We start from the raw sequence: 21,518 nt of genomic DNA, 5'->3' as shown, positions 1-21,518 counted from the left end.
CATTGTTTTGTGTCAATAAGCAGGCTAGTCTTATAAGTAAAAATTATCATAGCTGTGCTTCCTCTAGTTTCTAATAATAATTTTTCAATAGCAATAGTTATGCTGCTCATGGAGATTAGCGAAAATGCTCAAGGTCTTGGTTTCCACTAAAGCGGCTCGTCTTTTATCATTAGTTTTTATAACTAGTCTGTTGAGTTCACACCCAGTCTTCAGTGCCGAAACAAGCATTAAAAGCATGCAAATTGGCATTAATCTACAGATACGTGCTTATTTACAAGGCCCTTATGAGGTAACTACGGGCTTAATGCGGGATAGTTTGAGGTCGAAGGGTTTAATTCCTCTTCAGCAGCCTTATGGAGGCACACCCTTTAATTATGCTGGTACTGAAGCTTTAAATCGTTCTCTCACCAGTGTTTCTTTGGGGGGCGATGCGGATGCTTTAGTCGATTGGCTTTTAGTGGAATTACGTAGTGCGACTAATCCTAGCCTTATTCTTGCGCAAAAATCGGTAGGCGTGCAGGCTGATGGTGATTTAATGGATGTGCAAACTGGCTCTACTAATTTATCTTTCCTAAATGTTACTACAGGCAATTATTATGTAGCCTTACGCCATCGGAATCATTTAGGGGTGGTGACTGCGACCGCGCCAGCCTTAAGTTTTACCCATACGTTCTTAGACTTTAGCGATCCAAGTTTTGCAGTAATGGGGCAAAATAGTCGGGTGATCAATAAAACTAAGGCACTACTGTGGGCAGGTGATATTAATCAGGATAAACAAGTGATTGCTAATGGTGTGGGGAGCGATAGTACGGCGCTGATCACTGTAGTCTTGAGCGCTAGTGCGAACACAGCCTTTAATACTAGTTACCGCTTAGCCAGTTATGCTGCCACGGATTTGAATTTAGATGGTGAGACGCTAGCCGCAGGCCCTGGCAATGATATTAATTTACTGATCACCAATGTCTTATCCCATCCAACGAATACTTCACTAGCAGGCAATTATATTTTGCGTGGAAATGGTTACTAAAAACTTCAAGCTTTTCAATTGGAAAGCTAGGTAATTAAGCCAGTGCTCAGTTTATACTCATACAAACTAGCCTTACAATCCTGTAATTAATTAAATTGATGATGTATTATTAAATAGATCGATAAGGCTTTGCTGCTGAAAAATACATAAAAATTAAGTGCCCCGCCCTATGAGCTTAGCGGTGGCTTGCTTAATTTCAATACGCTTACTGCCTAAATCTAGCGAGCGTCTCGGTCTTATCACAAGCTGTTACTTAAGCTGAAAAGCCAAGCTGAAATACGCTGAATAATTATAAAAATAATGGAGCGAATGGCATGATCTTCTCGCCTACACTTGCCAATAGTGTTCTCGTCCGGCTGCTATGCGGCTTATGCCTATTTATACTCAGCGAGCAGCTCTTCGCTTTAGGTTGTACTAGTAGTTACACCTATACCAATACGGGGGGTAGTGCCAATTATGACTTAAATTCCGGGCAATCGTTAAAGATCGCAAGTGGTATTTATACTGGCACGATTAATAACTTTCCTAGTAATTCCAGCATCTGCGTAGAGAGTGGCGCGACCTTTAGCCCTAGTAATTTAAATAATAGCGCTGGGTCGATTAGCAATTACGGTACGGTCAAGTTCCAAACCTTCTCCTTTAACAGTGGCGTAGTTTTGGACAACTATGGCTTATGGGACTTCACTAGCGGCTTAAACTTTAATGGGTCAGTGACTTTAAAAAATCGTGCGAATGCCACCATGACGATGGCTAACAGCTTTATGCTAGCGAATGGTTCGAGCCTGACTAATGATGGTTTGATTGTTGCTAAGCAGGATTTTAATACGCAGTCAGGCACGACACTCACTAATAATTATCGCCTCGAAACCGAAGGAAACTTCAATCCAGCGGGTACTTTCGATAATTATGGGCGGATTTATGCGAAGAAATTCATTAATGCAAACTCAGGTGCATTACTACGGAATTATTGCACCTTAGTTTCCTATGATGGCTTTAACAATAATACCTCGGGTTTCAGTAACACTGGCACGATTCTCATCACGAATGCCTCTGGTGCACCCGGTGGGCCTTGGCAGAATAATGCTGCTTTTTATAATGGACTCGGTGCTAAGGTAGCAGGGGGCGATTTTACTAATAATGCATCTTTTAGTGGTTCTGGGGCTTTAATCTTTGCGGGGACAACTCGTAATCAAGGGGCATTTACAGGGGATGGACTAAACCCGATTAATTTCTACGATGAAAGTCAAACGGGTAGTTTGTTATTTGATTATTACAATACATTGGCTACGAATACGATTCGTCTACCCTTTGCGCGTCCTACAGAGCTGGATGCACCTAGTACTTGTACAGGGACTTATAAAACGCTAGCTACTGTAAAAATCTGCCCTGCCGATGGTCAAATTCAAAATCAAACGGGTAATGCGAGTGCTGCTACTGGTAATAGTATTGCAGGCCTTGAAAATGCCAATCAAGCCATTGGGACTTTACAAGCTTTAGGTACCACTGCGACGGCGAGTAACTCTGCAAAAATTAATGCAAGCGGTGTCCTCACTTTAGATTTAGGTAAAACCATCCCCGCTGACTCACCCATCTTGTTGTCACTAGCACCGGTTGATAGTTCCGCTCGGGTGAAGATTGAAGTGTCCTTGGATGGGTTAGTGTTTAGTAGTAAAGGTAGTTTTGGGAGTAGTGGTAGTTTAGGGACAGCGCCTTTAAATAGTTTGTCACGTGTGGTGATCAACGCCAATACAGGCGGTACTCAATACATCCGAATTAGCTATGAAGCGGGTTCCATGTGGGTGGATGGGGTCGAGTACAGTCAGAACTGTACCGATAGCCTTGATTATGGTGATGCACCCGCTAGTTTTGGCGTGGCTGCGCATAAATTAGGTGCGACTAATCTGTATTTAGGAAGCAATAGCCCTGATCCTGACCCCATGAGTGCTCATTCGATTCGTGCTAATGGGGATGGTGCTGATGAAGATGGCCCCCCGCCCCAAGCAGCAGGTTCACCGGTTGCAAAATTTGCTGTCTTGCAAATGACCGATATGAGCTATAGCACCACGATCCGGACTACCAATCAAACAGGTAATACAGCTAAATTGGCCGGTTGGATTGATTTTGATAAAAGTGGCAGTTTCGATGCGGACGAAATGGCTAGTGTCGATGTGCCAACTGGCTCGAATAATACGAATACGACTTTGACTTGGCCGAATATTCCAACGGATATCAAACTAGGTACAACTTATGTGCGCTTACGTTTCACCACAGATGCCAGTGCTGCTGTCCAACCGACTGGAGCTGCCCCGAATGGTGAAGTAGAGGATTTCATTCTGCCGATTCAGATGGATATTCCGCCGAATAGCCCGAGTATTTCCGTCACCAGTAATGCCACAGCTTTAGCTTGTCAGTCAGTGGTATTTGAAGATGATTTCAATGACCTAACACCTTCAGAAACGACTTTCTGGGCACCCAATCGTGCTAATGCAGTGGCAATTCGCTCTTGGAATACGGCTGGCGGTGGGGTGGATACTTATGCGCGTTTTATGGATTGGGGGTTAGGCTATGGAACTTCGGTCTATTTCGGGAATGGGGATGTTCGCAATATCAGTCCGAATCTGGGGACAGGTTTTAGTTTTGACACCCAAGGCAAGCTTTTAACGGTTATTGATGCAATTGCACTCCGCGATACGATTGATGACTTAGATCCAACCGCAGATACGGCTACGGTTAGAAATAGCCACTGGGGGGTGCAACCTGTTAGTTTATCGCGCTCCTTTGCAACCACTGTAGGTAAAACTTATCGCTTATATTTCTCTGCCTTACGCGAAACGGGTAATTATGCACCTGGCATCATGCGCGTGGATGGACCCGGCGGCTCTATTCATTTTAAAGCACCCGGCGGTGATGAGGGTATTCTCAATTATGCTATCGATTTCACAGCTACTAGCACTAACTCGACAATTAGTTTTCTGAATTATGGGCATTTTGGCCCGAATAGCTCAGATTATTGCAATGTTGTAAACAGTGCTTGGTGTACGGTTGGTGGGACAGATAATGGCGGCAAGTCAGCCAATGAATTGAGCATTGATAATGTCAAATTAGTAGAGTCTGCTTGCGTACTGGGTTCAATTGGCGGCTATGTCTATCAAGATGCGAACTTAAATAATAGTTATGACATGGGTTCGGAAACGACGATTCCCGCCATAACGATTAAGCTCTATGACGAAAAAGGTACGCCCACAGATACCACTGATGACCGCTTAGTAGAAACGGTTGCTACAGTTGCTGATGGCCATTATCTATTTGCTTATTTAGACAGCACCGCTAGTTATCGTGTGGAGGTGGATGCTGCTGACCCGGATTTACCTAGTGGTTTAACGCTTGGCACACCTAATCCTTTAAGTGGTTTAGTGCCAATGGTTGGTAATATTAAAACCGCTAACTTTGGTTTTGATCCTGCGGGTAATACCAGTACCAAAGATTATGGCGATGCCCCCGCCAGTTATGGCAGCGCGAGTCATATCATTGTTAGTGGCTTGAAATTAGGGCTGACCGCTCCTGATGCTGAGCCTGCAAGCCAGTACAGTTTTAATGCGTTTGGTGATGACTATGACGAAGATGGTGCTCCCGCTGCGGTTCACCCAGCAGGGCCGAGTGAAGCCTCACGGTTTCCTGTTTTAAGAGTCACCGATACTAGTTACACCTTGCCTTATAAGGTTACCAATACCACCACTTCAGTCGCTAAGCTGTATGCATGGCTAGATTTTGATAAAAATGGAGTGTTTGATGCTGATGAAGCAACTTCAGTGACAGTGCCCACTAATGTGGTCAATGGCACGCTAAATCTGGTATGGAGTACGCTGCCGAGTGACATTAAGTTTGGAACGACCTTTCTGCGGGTGCGTTTAGCTAATGAGTCAGAGCTTAGTGCTAATACGCCCACAGGTACTGCAAATAGTGGCGAGGTTGAGGATTATACCTTTGCGATTTATCAGTTAGTTCCTGTCGATAGCCCCAGCCTTAGTATTGTGAGTAATGTCACCCCGCTAGCCTGCCAAAAAACTATTTTCCAAGATGATTTTAATGACTTACCGACTATGAAGTGGGGACCTAATCGCCCTGATGCTCAGGGGATTCGGGATTGGACTCGGGCGGGTGGAGGTGCAGATACCTATGCGGATGTACGAGAGGTCATACCTGCCCAAGGAAAATCGGTTTATTTTGGAAGCGGTCATTTAAGGGGCATTACCCCGATCTTTACCAATGGCTTTACCTTTGACAGTAATGGGCATTTAAGCTCGCCGATTGAGGCGATTGCGATGCGTGATATACCAGATGATTTTAATCGCAATGCTTGGACTTCGCAGTGGGGGCCAGAGCCTTTAAAACTAATCCGCTCGTTCCCAACTCAAGTCGGTAAAAGCTACCGCTTGTATTTTAAGGCCATTCCGGAAGCTGGGCCGTATATCTCTGGAGTGATGCGTGTCGATGCACCTGGCGGCTCGATACATTTTAAAACACCCGGTGATTCAGAAGGTGTGCAAACTTATGCAATCGAGTTCACTGCTACTACAACCAACTCAAGTATTGCTTTTATTAACTATGGACATGTCGGTACTAATTGGTGTGAGTTACAAACTTCAGAATGGTGTACCGATAATGGTGTGAGGACGACTGCACCCACCAACGAGCTGATGATTGACGATGTGAGCTTAGTTGAAGCAGCTTGTAGTACGGGGAGTATGAGTGGCCGCGTCTATACTGATGCGAATAAAAATAATGCTTATGATGCAACTGAGGCAGGTATCAATGCAATTAAGGTCAGCCTCTATGATCAAAATGGTACACCGAACGATTTCGCTGATGATCGCTTAGTCAATACGACTAATAGCGATAACACAGGTGTGTATACCTTTGCAGCCATTGATACCGCACGGACCTATCGTATTGAGGTCGATACCACTGATTCTGATTTACCCAATGGTGCAGTGATTGGCACTACCAATCCGCTCTTGAATGTCAGTGTGGTGGCGAATACAACAACAGCTAATCAAGACTTTGGTTTTGATCTAAATAGTCCGCCGCCCACCTTAGGTGTAGTGGGTGAATATCGCTTTGATGATTGTGGCAGTGGCAGTTGGAATCTAGATGCCTCGGGTAAAAATAACACCGCACAAGGCAGCGCTCAGGTTTTAGCGGAAGATTTTAAAGCTTATGCATGCACGGCGATTACGAATAACAATTGGAATGTGGAAGTTCCACATATTGCCGATTACGCCTTAGCCAGTGGTGCCGTTTCGATCTTAGTTTATGACCATAAAAACGTCTGGAATGATGCGGCACGCTTAGTGGATAAAGGCTGGTCTGAAAAGTTTAATATCAGCTTGCAAAAGACCACAGATAATTTACACGGCGGTGTGACGGTTAATCTGAATGGGCACGCGATTGATACCGGTGAAACCTATTACAGCACTCTGAATAATGGCTCATTGAATGATACGCAGTGGATGCATGTGCTGGTGAGTTTTGGCTCGCAAGGGATGAAGCTGTATATCAATGGGGTATTGAAAGGTACGAATGCCTATACCGGTGGCTTGCAAAATGTCCAAGGTAATTTCAGATTGCCCGGCCTTGAGGGGTATTTCGACGAATTCTATATCTTCAATCAGCAGCCGACTGATACTCAAGTTCAACAGTTGTATAGCAATATCATTGCCAATAAAAACTGGGATGGTAGTGACCGTACCTGTGCTTGTGGTGGGGTAGTGGGTGATTATGGGGACGCACCTGCTAGCTATGGCGCACCTGTGCATGGTGTCGTGGCTGGGATGTATTTAGGGGCAGGTGTGCCCGATACAGAAACGGCTGCTCAAGCCTCAGTTCTTGCCAATGGCGATGATAATGCCAGCAATGATGATGAAGATGGCGTAACTCTCTATCCAATGTGGCAGGGTGTCGACTCCCAAGTTTCGGTCAATGTTACTGGTGCTGGTTATTTGCAGGGCTGGATTGATTGGAATGCGGATGGTGATTTTGCCGATAGTGGTGAGCAGGTTGTGACTAATCTCACTGATGGATCTGCCCTCGATTTGAATAGCACACCTGGTACGATTGACTTCATTGTGACGCCGCCAAGTAATGCAGCCGCTACCCGTACTTACGCGCGTTTCCGTTGGTCGTCTACCCAAAATTTGACTACGAGCAACTCAGCAGCTAACGGTGAAGTAGAAGACTATGCGCTGGATGTCGCCATGCTACCGGCTCAATCTTGCGATGCTTCAGTTTGGTATGGCTCAGCGGAAACCAGTGATTCGCCCACGCATTTACGTAAACTGAGTTTTAATGCAGGTAGTTATAGTTTAAGCGCGCCACTGATTCCTTTAGGTACACCAACGAAACCTTTGCGATATAGTAATCTGGCGTATCGTGAGCAGGATGGCTATTTGTATGGCACGGTGATTGTTAGTGCCAATTCCGGAAGTTCAACGGGTGCGATAGTGCGGATTGGCTCGAATGGTGCGCGGGCGGCGATGCCTTGGCCGGTCGCCACAGGGGGCTTACCAGTTCCACCAAATAATCAAAATTATGCAGGGGGTGCTTTTAGCAATAGCGGCTATTTCTATATGAGTAGTTCTGACGCTAAATTCTATAAAATAGATGTCACCACTAATCCACCCACCGTCGTCGATTTCATTGATACGGCGGGTCTCCCTATCTCAACTGCTACGGGGAGTTCACCAACTGGACCACAAGACTTTGTGATCAGTGCGGATGAAAAATGGTTGTATGCCATTTATGGCCGCGTAGCAAGTGATCCTACACCTGGTGCACAACTGATGCGGGTCGCTCTGGATGCCAGTACTGGTTATACCAAAGGGACGCTCCAATTAATTGGTGCTCCTTTAGCGCGGCCTGCCTCCATTGCCTCTTCACAGACCGGTACTTTAGGTGCTGTCTATGGGGATTTAGCTGGTAATTTATACGGGGCGCGTAATGGTGATGGGCATTTATTCCGGATTGATATTTCTGGTGTGGAGACAGCTACTCCCACCGCGAGCTATACCGATTTATCAGCACCTTCTGGGGTTGTACCGTATAACAATAATGATGGAGCAAGTTGCGCTAACCAACTGTTTCCCTTAGCGCAAGCCTCTGATTATTCCGATGCACCCACAAGCTATGGTTCAGCTAAACATGTGATTGTTTCAGGATTAAGTCTAGGCAGTGGTGCGCCCGATAGTGAAGCAAACGCTTTGAATAATGCGAATGCCGATGGCGATGATACTACAGGCAGTGATGATGAAAATGGCGTGAACTTGCCGAACTTTGTGCGGGGGCAAACCGCGACAGTAACTGTAAGCCTTAGTGAGCCAACGGCTGGAACTAATGACTTGCAAGCATGGATTGATTGGAATGCCGATGGTGATTTCTTAGATAGTGGCGAGCAAATTGCCCAAAATCTCACTGACAATGCTAGTGGTGATACGAATACAAGCAATGGGATTCTGAGTTTTAATGTGACCGTACCAGCAACTGCTAGTACCAATCCTACTTATGCACGGTTCCGTTGGTCATCGACCCCTAATTTAGGGGCAACGGGTGCTGCCAAAGAGGGTGAAGTTGAGGATTACAAACTCACGATTGCCTCTGCTACCAGTTCTTTAGGCGTGATTGGTGAATACCGTTTTGATGATTGTGGTAGCGGTGGTGCGAATTTAGATTCTTCCCCCAAGCATAATACGGCTGTGGGTACACCCGTCATTATCACTGAGGACAATAAGCCCTACGCCTGTACCGCAGTCCGTGCGGATAACTGGAATCTGGAAGTCCCGTCGATTCCAGAATATGCCTTGACTAGTGGGGCGATTTCTATCTGGTTTTATGATTACAACAGTATTTGGGGCGATGCCCCTCTAGTGGAGCGCAGTTGGAGTAATTCTAATAGCTTTAGAATGTCCTTAAAACCTAGTACTGAATATCGAAAGGGAACAGTCGCTGTCGACTTAGTGGTGGATGGCACCAGCTATAAAATCGATACCGGTGAAACCTATTACACAACTCAAACACAAGGTGCCACCAATGATAGTCAATGGGTGAATGCGGTAGTCAGCTTCGGCTCTCAAGGCATGAAACTGTATATCAATGGTGTGTTAAAAGGCAGTAATGCTTTCACGGGCGGGATTCAAAAAGCACTGGGTAATTTCCGTTTGGCAGGTTATGAAGGCTATCTGGATGAGTTCTATATCATCAATCAACAGCCAAGTGATGCCCAAGTCTTAGAGCTGTATAACAATATTTCAAGCAATAAAAACTGGGATGGTAGCCCACGGGCTTGTGCCTGTGGTGCAGTGGTGGGTGATTATGGCGATGCACCTTTGAGCTATGGCTCACCGGTGCATACGATTGTGGCAGGTACTTATTTAGGGAGTGGCTTGCCTGACGCCGAAGGTGCGACTCAAGCAAATACTACTGCGACTGGAGATGATACGACTGGCTCTGATGATGAGGATGGAGTCATCATTCCTGCCTTGCGCGCTGGGGAAGCAGCCACTTTAAGTGCAAGCGTTGCAGGCACGAATGGGTATCTACAAGCGTGGTTTGATTGGAATAAAGACGGTGATTTCGCAGATGCTAATGAACAAGTCGTGACCAATCTGCAAGACAATAGTAGTGGTGATAGTATTGCTGGTGCGGGCAGTATTGGTTTCACTATCAATGTACCCAGCACTGCGGTTGTCGGGTCAACTTATGCTCGTTTTAGATGGTCAAATACAAGCAATCTTGATGCCATTACCGCCACCCCCAAGGGCGAGGTGGAGGATTATCTAGTCAATATCGCTGCCCCCGAAACCAAAATTACGGGTGAAGTTTGGTTTGATACTAATAATGATGGTCTACAAAACGAGGGTGCCAATGCAGGAATTGAGGGTGCTCAGGTTGAGTTATATAACCCAGCTACCGCTAGCATCATTGCAACTACTTTGACCGATGCGAATGGTGTTTATCAGTTTAATACCAACTCAGGTTTAACTCCTGCTACAGCCTATCAACTACGCATTGCCAATTTCGAATCCACTGCTCCACAAACCGATTGGGCGCTTACTAGTTTACACGCAGGTGTGGATACGAGCCTTGATTCCGATGCGAGTTTAGCTAGCCCCTATTGGACGATTAGTTTAACGAGTCCAAGTGCGGGTTCAACAAGTAGCCATCAGGATTTTGGCTTTGTACTAAGCAGTCCTACGGGCTGTTTGAATCAAAGCCTAACAGGTACAGCGAATAGCAGTTTTAGCAATGCCCATCCGAATGCTTATGATTTTGTCTTTAATAATAAATTAGTGACGGGCTATTGTGCGGAAAAAGCCGACGCTGATCCTTTAGATGGGGACAGCTATCAAGCTAATCCAATTGATCGGCAAGGTTTAACTGCCTTGCAGCGTTCTAAGCTGGCGCGTTTATATAGTGCTTTACACGATCCTGATATTGTTTTTGCACTGGCACCCGTGACTACTAATGGCAGGCAGCAGAGCCGTTTAGATGACTTAATGACTTATATGACGTGGTACTACACCTATTTCGGTGAGAATTTAGCGAGTGTCATTAGTACTCATATTGATAGTAATTCGAATTTCACTGCGGGTCAGCGCACTGTAATGAAAGCCTTGATGCAGAAAATCGTGGATCGGGTAGCAGGCACGAATGGGCAAGCTCAATATCCTGAACAAACCATTTTCTGGTTATGGAATCTGACCAGTGCTAGTCGTCAAGACATTATTGCGCCCGCGCGTTGGGTAACCGGCTTAACTTGTATTAGCACTGGCACTATCACTGGCAAAGTTTATAAAGATCTGAATGCGAATAATGCATTTGATAATGCCACTGAAACCGGCATTGCAGCGATTAGTGTGGCGCTCTATGACCAAAACGGCACACCGGCAATCACGAGTGATGATAGCTTAGTCACCACGGTCATCACGGATGCAAATGGTGCTTATGGTTTAATCAATATTGATGCCAGCAAAACCTATCGGATTCAGGTGGATACGAATGATCCTGATTTGCCCGCGGGTTATACTATTGGTACGACTAATCCACTGACCAATGTCACGGTTGCAGCCAATACGGTAGAGATCGATAAAAACTTTGGTTTTGATCCACCTTCAGTCAGTGTAGCTGGCAGAGTGTTTGAAGACATTAACTACGGTGGTGGTGCAGGGCGCGATTTAGGGCTGGCGGCTGGAGTAGGTATCAATGGCGCTAAACTTGAGCTTTATAACAGCACAGGAAGTTTGGTCGCTACCACCACTACAGCTATTGAGGGTAGCACAGCGGGTGTGTATAAATTCACGGGCATTGGCGCGGGCGATTATTATGTGCGGGTCGTGAGTGACACCGTGAACTCAACACGATCTGGTAGCACTGGAGCGGAGTTAGGTGTACTGACTTATCGTACTGATAGCACTGCGGCTGTTACCACTGAGATTGGTGGCCGTAATCCAGCCGCGAATGATGGCGCTGCGAATACAGGCGCTCAAGTGTTATCGCCAAGTACCGCGACCTTAACGGGTGGTGTGCCAGTGCAAAATCTGCAAAAGGTCACTGCCGAGGGTGCGGTCACAGGGGTGAACTTTGGCTTTAACTTTGACACGATTGTAAATACCAATGACAGCGGTCAGGGTTCTTTAAGGCAGTTTATTCTCAATGCTAATTTGCTGGGGGGAGAAGCCAGCTTAGCGCAGGTTGGTCTCAGCGCTGGGCTAGAAAACAGTATTTTCATGATTCCGGGTGCTGGGCCGCATGTTATTACGCCAACTAGTGCTTTACCGAGCTTAACCGGCGTAGCGACTGCTTTGAATGCAGCCACTCAAGCGGGTGCGTCCTGTGCAGTCAGTAACCGTAGTTTAAAAATCGTTTTGGATGGCAGCAATGCAGGTATCAATACTAGTGGTTTAACGCTTGATGCTGCTAATGTCATGGTACGTGGTTTCGCTATTGGTAAATTCACTGAAGCAGGGATCCAAGGGACAGCAAATGCTGATCATTTAGCAGTAACCTGTAACCACTTAGGTTTAAACGCTGATGGAGTAACCCTTGCCTCTAATGGCACGAATGGTCTGTTAGTGAAAGCGGGCGCGACTGATCTAAAAGTAGGTGGGAATAGCACTGATGAGCGCAATCTCATTTCTGGGAATGCGCGCGATGGTCTGCGGCTTGAAGCAGTCACGACCGCTACCATCGAGGGCAACTATATTGGTACTGATATTAGCGGTACTCTGCCACGTTCTAATAATCGGGAAGGTGCAAGTTATGCGGGGATTTATGCGGGTAAAGCCACAACAGCAACCACCCCATCTTCCGCGATTACTATTCGGAATAATTTAATCTCAGGGAACGATATTATTGCGGGTGTAGCGCCAGTTTATAATGTGAGTTCAGGCATTTGGCTAGAAGGTGTTGCCACTGCTACTGTCACCGGCAATTTAATTGGCACGAATGCAAGTGGGACAGCTGCTTTGCGTAACACTGGCTATGGTATCTACACCAAGACAGCTACTGACATCACGATTGGTGGCACGACTGCTGCAGAACGCAATGTGATTGCGGCTAATTTCAAAGATGCCATTAATACCCGCTTTGGTACTAATCGAATCACGATTCTTGGCAATTACTTAGGCACAGATATTACCGGTACGCAGAATTTAGGTAATACCGATAATGGTATTTTCCTAGCTGATACCCAGAATGCTGTGATTGGAAATAGTACTCCAGCCGGACGCAATATTATTGCGGGTAATCTCCTAAGCGGGATTCGGAATAGCAAGAGTCCTGGCACTGTGATTGCGGGCAACTATGTGGGTCTAGATGTTTCCGGCATGGTGGCTGTGGGGAATCAGTTGCATGGGATTTATGTGGATGACTCCGCCAATGTAGTGATTGGTGGTGGTAATAGTGCTAATCGCAATCTGATTGCTGCCAGTAAAGTGATTGGTGTCTTTATTGCTGGTACAACCTCGAACACGCTGATAGAAAATAACTTTGTCGGTTTAAAAGCCGATGGCTTGAGTGATGCGGGCAATCTGAATGCGGGTATTGAAACCCAAACCACCACAGGTGTCACCATCCGTAGTAATGTGGTGGCTGCGAATAAAACCCGTGGCATTCATCTAGTCACCAGCCCTAGTACTACGATTACGAATAATCTGATTGGTTTAAATGCAGCGGGTACGCTAGATCGTGGGAATAGCTCACATGGGATTGATATTGAAAATGGCGTTACTGGCTTAAGTATGAGTCATAACACTATCTCTGGGAATGGCGGCAATGGAATATTCATTATCACCCTGTCGGGCAATAGTAGTATTTTCACTTCGACTTCACTGCTGGGTAATCGCATTGGTTTGGCCTTAGATGGCACTACCCCGCTTGCGAATGATGGTGCTGGGGTTTGGATTGAAGCGTCCAACGGCGTGGTGATAGGTGGCTATGCAACATCTGAGGCTAATCAGATTGCGTACAATAAAGGCGATGGAATTGCCATTGTAGGAGCTGCCTCGAATCAGAATACGGTAAGACGCAATAGCATTTACGCCAATCTTGGTTTAGGCATTGATCTTAATAATGATAATGTGACCATCAATGACGCGAATGATGCTGATACAGGCTATGCGAATGATAGTCTGAACTTCCCCATGTTAGTCTCAGCCCGTTTAGATGGGACAACTATGCTCTTAAAGGGCTGTGCACCAACAGGCTCAACGATTGAGTTGTATGAAGCAGATGTGACCGTAGGCACGGCAGCCGCGGGTGCAAATAAATTTGGGCGTACTAAGGATTATGGTGAGGGGCAAGTCTTCCTAGCAAGCTTAATCGAAGGGGCGACGGGTGATAGCGATACGGCTGATTGTAGTTTACCGACCGATGCAGACGGAAATGTCCAAACTGGGATGAAAGCTTTCAGCTTTAGTTTACCCATTCCAGCTGGAGTTGTGGGTGGTGATTTATTAACAGCCACTGCTAGTGTACAAAATGTGGGGACCTCAGAGTTTTCACCTACTGTGACTTATTCAACAGCGCATGGTGAAATCAAAGGTACGATCTTTGAAGACTTGAATTATGGCGGTGGTGTAGGGCGGCCTTTAAGTACTCAAGGTACAATTGGCATTAATAATGCTGTGATTGAATTGTATAACGCTAGTGGGGTGAAACTAGCGAGCACTAGTAGCGCGTTGGTAGGGGGAGCTAAAGGTGTGTATAGCTTCACTGAACTCGCTGATGGCAATTACTTGGTGCGGGTTGTGAATAATACAGTGCATTCTAATCGTGCTGGCTCCAATGGCACTGAGTTGGGTGTGCAAACCTATCGTACTGATGGTAGCAATGCGGTCTTGAGTGAAGTGGGTGGACGTGCTCCCGCACTAATGGATGCACCTGCAAATGTAAGTAACCAAGCCTTGAATCCCAACAATTTCAGTTTTGCGGATGGTACAGTCGCACAAACTGTGCAACCGATTACTATTGCCGGTGGTGAGGTTGCGGGCGTGAGTTTTGGCTTTAACTTTAGTACTGTGGTCAATACTAATGATACGGGTCAAGGATCTTTACGCCAGTTCTTATTGAATAATAAAGTTTTGTCGACTGAGGCTTTAGCTCAAGTTTTACCGATCAGTTTAGCTATGGATTATCCGCACGGAACTGAAACTAGTATTTTCATGATTCCACTAGCACAGCTGACTAATGGGCAAGCACTGATTAATTTGAGCAGTGGCTCTTTAAACCTCGAACGAGCTAATACCGCGATTGATGGACGTACTCAGCTTGCCAATCTGGGAGCTGGAGCGATTGTTTTAACGAATAGTACGAATAACGGCGTGACTCTGCTGCCTACTGCTAATGGTTCAGTCTTGCGTGATTTTACTGTGAGTTATGCTGCTGGTAGTGGTGTGGTGATTGATGATGCCGATAATACCCTAATTCAGCGCGTCTCAAGTCTCAATAACCACCAGTATGGCATCAGTTTAATCAATGAGGTTCTGAATAATCGTGTGCTTACTAATACGATTGCCAACAATACTTGGGCAGGGATTGCACACCTAGGGAATGGCATCGGCAATACCTATAGCCAAAATAGCATTCATGACAATGGTGGTTTAGGGATTGATCTCGGTGTAGATGGAGTCACAGCCAATGATGATTTAGATACTGATACAGGCGCGAATAAGCTGCTGAACTATCCTGAAGTGGCGGCTGGTTCGTCGATTAGCTCAAATGGTACTAAAGTGCTGGCTTATGATTTTGATCTCGATGTACCGAATAATCCCAATGGCTATCGAGTCGAGTTCTTCCGCAATACCACCGCCGATGGCTCTAAACATGGTGAGGGTGAAATTTATCTAGGCTATGTGGATATTAATCATGCTGGTGGTGGCAGGCTCAATTTCAAAGGCAGTTTAAATGCTAATCAAGCTATTCCTGCAGATGCGAATATTGCGGTCACTTTGACGGAGAAAACTAGCCCGACGACTTTAGGCAGTACCTCAGAATTCTCTGGAGTCCGTAATGGTAAAGTCTCTGTGTGTACGGATTTGATTAATGGCAACGGCACAGAAATGACCATCAATGAAAATGCTGCCGTGATTACTTATCTTGAATCGACGGATGAGAATGGTAATCCGATTACTTATGTCATTAGTGGCGGTGCTGATGGTAATCAATTCATCGTGCAAGATCCTGAACCGGGTGCTAGTTTAGATTGCCAACTGATTGTGTTCCGGCAGCCGAATATTATTGGAGCGCGCTCTGCCTCAATCAATAAAGCAGCTATTCTACCGATGCCAGGTGATTATGAAGCGCCCAGTGATAGTGGTGGCGATAATATTTATGATTTGGATATTACTGCAACTGTGAATGGCAAAGATTATGTGCGCCCTGTAGCTGTTGGAGTGCAAGATATTAATGAGCCACCAAGTATCCTTAATGAAGGTCAAACAGAGTTCTTAGAAGGTACTACAGGTGTCGCACTGAATATCGAGTCTTATGATCAAGACGCAGGTGATGAAGAAGGTAAAGGTATTCGTTATGCGATTTCCGGTGGAGCGGATCGGGCGCGTTTTAAAATCAATCCACAGAATGGTGAGTTGAGTTTTGTTAGCCCACCTGATTTCGAAGCACCTTTAGATGCGGGTAATGACAATATTTATGATCTTGAAGTGCGTGTTATGGATGCTCAGGGCTTAAGTAGTGTCAGCAGTCTAAACATTGCTGTGATTGATGATCAGCAAAACGAGGGTATTAACCTGCAAACTAGAGCCTTGCTGCAAGGGGCTTATCTGGCTAGTGCAGGGTTGATGCAAGATAATTTAAGGGCGCTTGGTTTATTGCCGATGACTCAGCCTTATAGTGCAAATCCGTTTAATTATTCTGGTAATGAACAGTTGAATTTAGATTTAGCGACGGTCACTGGCAAAGAGGCTCTAGTCGATTGGGTTTTAGTTGAATTGCGTGCTGCAAATGATCCAAACACCATTTTGGCAAGTAAAGCAGCACTTTTACAACGTGATGGGGATGTTATTGATCCAAGCACAGGTTCAGCTTCGCTAAACTTTAAACTAGCGGCTGGAAATTATTTTGTGAGCTTGCGCCATCGGAATCATTTAGGTGTACGTACAGCAAATACTGTGGCTTTAGGTTCGACGGCAGTCAGGGTGGATTTCAGCCAAAGTGCTACTAAAGTGGCTGGAACAATGGCACGCTTGGAAAGTACCAGTTTGGCCTTCTTGTGGGCAGGTGACGTGAATCATGATGAGCGTTTAATTGCTTCAGGCATTGGTAGTGATAGTGGGTTAATTTTCAATACAGTGCTGAAAACACCGAAAAATACGAACTTAAATAGTAGCTATCGCCTGACGGCCTATTTAGATACTGATCTAAATATGGATGGGGATACTCTATTTATGGGGCCAAGCAATGACACCAATGTGTTATTAGCCAATGTGCTATTATTCCCCACCAATACCAACAAGAATAGCAATTATATTGTGGTGGGTGGTTTGGCTAAATAGACGAAAACCAGGCAAATGGGGTAGTCATTTTTAGCGTCTATCCCTGAGTCCGTCTGTCTGTAAAATGAGCATGTTAGCGTAACTAATCGTTACAATTAGCTTCTAAAAAGAATAATTCCTCTAGGAGCTTTCGTTCATGCACATTCAAAAAAAGTCCTCCCTTTTAAGTTTATTCATAGCACTAGGTTTAGGCTTAGGGGCTAATTCGGCCTTTGCTGAACCAGTACTCGAATATAAAATTGCTTTAGCTAATGATGGCAAAAGCTATGAAGTTTGGATGAAGCCCGCGGCTACGCCTAAACCTGATATTAGTTTAAGCGGCCAGTTAACCTTAAAAGTACCCCATGAGGCTAAATTCAAGCCGGTTAAAGTCGTTGCAGGTGTGGAAGGAGCGGATTGGATTGAGGCTTCTCGAGTCGATGCACCGAAAGAAGATCCTAAACACGATTATATATCCTTCTCTTATATTGGTGCCCAAGGTAATAGCTCTCAGAATTATGACTGGCAAGCCAAACAAGAGTTATTGGTATTTTCATTTGCCAATGAAAAGGGTTGTGTAGAAGGCGTGAAAATTATGCCGAATAATGATCCTTATAATGTGCCAAATAATTCCCAACGTACCAACCCAGGTAATCAATTTACTAATTTAGGCTGGGGTGCTGTGGGTGAAAATAATTTCAAAGGGGTCTATGGTGATTCCCCTAAGTGCCTGAAAAAATAAGCAGCGTATTTCAATAGTTGAATGACATTAGGGTAAGCCGCATGCTTACCCTAGATAAGTCACGCCTATAAGAAATAAATGGCTAATGTGTAGGACTAAGTTCTTTTTAGAAAATTAAAATTTGATTTGAGTTGTTTGCATGGGTTTTTAAAATGATTCACCCCAGTGTTTAAACGCCAATTTAAAACACTTTAAAAGTAATCATTAGTTGTTCAGAGCAAGTGAGCACTTGTTCTAGGGCCTTTGCATCAAAATAAAAAGAGATAAAGCAAATGCGTACCCATACTTTCAGTTTGCGTAAATATTTAGGGCTAAGTACCTCGGTTTTGTTACTGGCTGCCAGTAGTAGTGCTGCTTGGGCAGCTCCCAATGTCGAATTTGCCATTCGCTGGAACACAGCCGATGATCGTTATCATGTTTATATGCGGCCAAGTACTACTCCAATGCCAGATGCTCATTTAAATGGGCAAGTAACTATAGTTGTACCACATACTTTAGAAATAATCTCGGCTTTTAAGGTAAGCGGTCTATTTTCTACTATTCCTAATACCACTTGGTCTTCCAGTTCACGTGTGAATGCCCCTCCTGAAACTAAGGGCGTCTATGATTATTTATCATTTACCTTAAAGGCTGATCAAGTCGATGCATTTGCATGGCAAGCGAATAAGGAAATTGAGGTATTTAATTTCGCAAATACTGGCAAGTGCGTAGGGCCAGTCACTATTATGGAGAATAATGACCCCTTCAATAATGGAGATAATTCTTCACAAACTAACCCAGGCAATGAGCTGAGTAATATCGGCTGGGATTATGGCGAGAATGCTTATTTAGGGACTTATGGTGGTGCGGCCAATTGCTCGGATAGTTTAGATACAGATGGCGATGGCTTAAAAAATGGTTTAGAAAATCAACTGGGTACTAATCCTAATAATCCTGATACGGATGGCGATGGCTTAAATGATGGTGTCGAGGTCAATACGACTAAAACTAACCCCTTAAAGGCCGATACGGATGGTGATGGCTTAAGTGATGGAGTGGAGGTTAATACGACTAAAACTGATCCACTCAAAGCCGATACCGATGGGGATGGTCTGAGTGATGGGATGGAGGTGAATACCTCTAAAACTGATCCACTCAAAGTTGATACGGATGGCGATGGTTTAACTGACAGTATAGAGGTGAATACCGCTAAGACCGATCCTTTAAAAACTGATACCGATGGGGATGGTCTTAGTGATAGTACCGAAGTAAATACGACTAAAACTGATCCGCTCAAGGCCGATACGGATGGGGATGGCTTAAGTGATGGTATCGAGATTAATACCACGAAAACTGATCCATTAAAGGCAGATACCGATGGGGATGGTTTAAGTGATGGGGTGGAGGTCAATATTAATAAGAGTAACCCACTCGTCACTGATACCGATGGGGATGGTTTATCCGACAGTTATGAGGTCAATGTCTCTAAAACAGATCCACTGAAAACAGATACGGATGGGGATGGGCTTAGTGATAGCACGGAGGTGAATACCACTAAAACGAATCCACTCAAGATCGATACCGATGGGGATGGCTTAGCCGATAATGTCGAGATCAACACGACTAAAACCGATCCAACTAAATTAGACAGTGATGCGGATGGTGTCAGTGATGCGCTTGAAGTCGGAGCTGATCCTTTAAAACCACTGGACACCGATGCAGATGGCAAAATTAATGCGCTGGATGGGGACGATGATAATGATGGCTTATTAACTTCAAGCGAAAATTATAACGGTGGTACCCCAACGGATGATGATACGGATAAAGATGGCAAAGCCGATTATTTAGATAGTGATGATGACGGGGACGGTAAGTTATCCGCTGCTGAAAGCAATGATCCGAATAAAAATGGCTTACCCGAGGATGCAGTTGACAGCGATGGGGATGGAAAACCTGATTATCTAGATACGAATGACGCTGATGGAGTCAAAGGCGATTTAGATAAAGACGGCTTAACCAATGAACAAGAGCTAGCTATTGGTTCATCACCTACTGATCCAGATACTGATAAAGATGGGATTTTGGACGGACAAGAGTTGGGTACAGGTACTAAAGCGCGCGATACGGATGGGGATGGCAAAGTCGATATTCTGGATTCAGACGACGACAATGACGGGGTGCCAACTGCTTTAGAAGATAAGAATACTGATGGGGATAAAAATCCATCGACTAATCCGTTAGATACTGATGCTGACACGGTCCCTAACTATTTAGATACCGATGATGATGGGGATAAAAAGCTCACAGCCAGCGAAGATAAGAATCTAGATGGTGATAAAAATCCCGCGACTAATCCAACGGATACCGATGGGGATGGCATTCCAGATTATCTTGATGCAGTTGATGCGGATGGCCCGAATGGTGATAAAGACGGTGATGGCTTAAGTAATACCTTAGAGTTAGGTTTGGGTACTAATCCAAATCTAGTTGATAGTGATGCGGATGGCATTCCCGATAATACTGAAGTAGGCACTAATACCTCTAAGCCGATTGATAGCGATGCAGATGGCAAAATCGATGCTTTAGATAGTGATGATGATAATGATGGTGTGCCGACTGCTAGCGAAGATTTGAATCTGGATGGTGATAAGAACCCAGCGACTTATGCGACTAATACGGATACGGATAGTCTGCCCAATTATCTAGATGCGGATGATGATGGGGATGGTTTACTAACTAGTAGTGAAAACTATAATGGTGGCACCGCAGTTGATGATGACACTGATAAGGATGGTAAAGCGGATTATCTAGATAATGATGATGATAACGATGGTCTACTCTCCGCGAATGAAGGCAATGATCCGAATAAAAATGGCTTGCCTGACGATGCTTTGGATTTAGATCAAGATGGTATAGTGGATTATCTGGATGCCACAGTAAATTCGATTACCTTGCAAATGCGGGCAATGTTACAAGGTGCGTTTAGTAGTGCGACTTTATTAATGCGTGATGATCTGCGGTCGAAAGGGTTTATTCCAACTAAACAACCTTACACGGCGGCTCCTTACAATTACACCGGCACCGAAACAGCAGCAAGTACCCAATTCAGTATAACTGGCAATAATGCCCCCGTGGATTGGGTACTAATTGAGTTACGCTCCAATGTAGACGGAAAAACCATCCTGCAACGTAAAGCAGCCTTAGTCCAGCGTGATGGTGATATTGTTGAGGCCGATACGGGCAGTACTACTTTACGCATTAATGGCGCAGTGCCTGCTAACTACTATGTCGCGATCCGCCATCGTAATCACCTAGGCGTGATGACCGCAGCACCTTTGAGCTTAATGTCAACACCGACTATGGTTGACTTTACTTTGTCCACAACTAAAACCTATGGAGATGTGAATGGGCGCACCCAGTCTAAAGGTATAAACTTATTGTGGGCAGGTGATGTGAATATGGACTCCAGATTAATTAGTAATGGAGTTGGGCAAGATGCAGGGGTAATTTATGCAAAAATATTAAGCGCTCCTAGCAACAGTTCGTTCAGCAGTAATTTCGTTGTGAGTGGCTACAATGCCACTGATTTGACCCTTGACGGGGATTCGATTTTTACTGGCCCAAATAATGATACGAATCTGTTAATTGCCAATGTATTAGTCTATCCGGGTAATACTTACTTTAATGCGAACTACATTGTGAAAGGTCAGTTGCCTTAGCATTGTGCACC

4 protein-coding genes are annotated in these 21,518 nt (G+C 45.0%); all 4 read left to right on the top strand.

What is annotated here, in order from left to right; genetic code table 11:
• The first annotated feature begins 235 nt into the window (after window positions 1–235).
• The 4 genes from Q0230_RS01810 (at window position 236) to Q0230_RS01795 (ending at window position 21,507) form a co-directional block, all read left to right on the top strand.
• A complete protein-coding gene (locus Q0230_RS01810) occupies window positions 236–1,027 on the top strand; it encodes a hypothetical protein (RefSeq protein ID WP_298607556.1) in 792 nt (263 codons plus the stop codon).
• 314 nt (window positions 1,028–1,341) lie between these two features.
• Window positions 1,342–17,088: a GEVED domain-containing protein gene (locus Q0230_RS01805; protein WP_298607554.1), complete on the top strand. Its 15,747-nt coding sequence runs from the start codon at window positions 1,342–1,344 to the stop codon at window positions 17,086–17,088.
• A 136-nt stretch (window positions 17,089–17,224) separates the two neighbouring features.
• Window positions 17,225–17,809 (top strand): cadherin, encoded by a 585-nt coding sequence (locus Q0230_RS01800; protein WP_298607552.1) that lies wholly within the window; start codon window positions 17,225–17,227, stop codon window positions 17,807–17,809.
• Between the two features lie 272 nt (window positions 17,810–18,081).
• A complete protein-coding gene (locus Q0230_RS01795) occupies window positions 18,082–21,507 on the top strand; it encodes a hypothetical protein (protein WP_298607549.1) in 3,426 nt (1,141 codons plus the stop codon).
• Window positions 21,508–21,518 lie beyond the last annotated feature (11 nt).

Source organism: uncultured Thiothrix sp., assembly GCF_937876535.1.
Classification (GTDB): Bacteria; Pseudomonadota; Gammaproteobacteria; order Thiotrichales; family Thiotrichaceae; genus Thiolinea.
The sequence above is the reverse complement of the archived record's forward strand: the minus strand, read 5'-3'. Positions and strand labels throughout refer to the sequence as shown.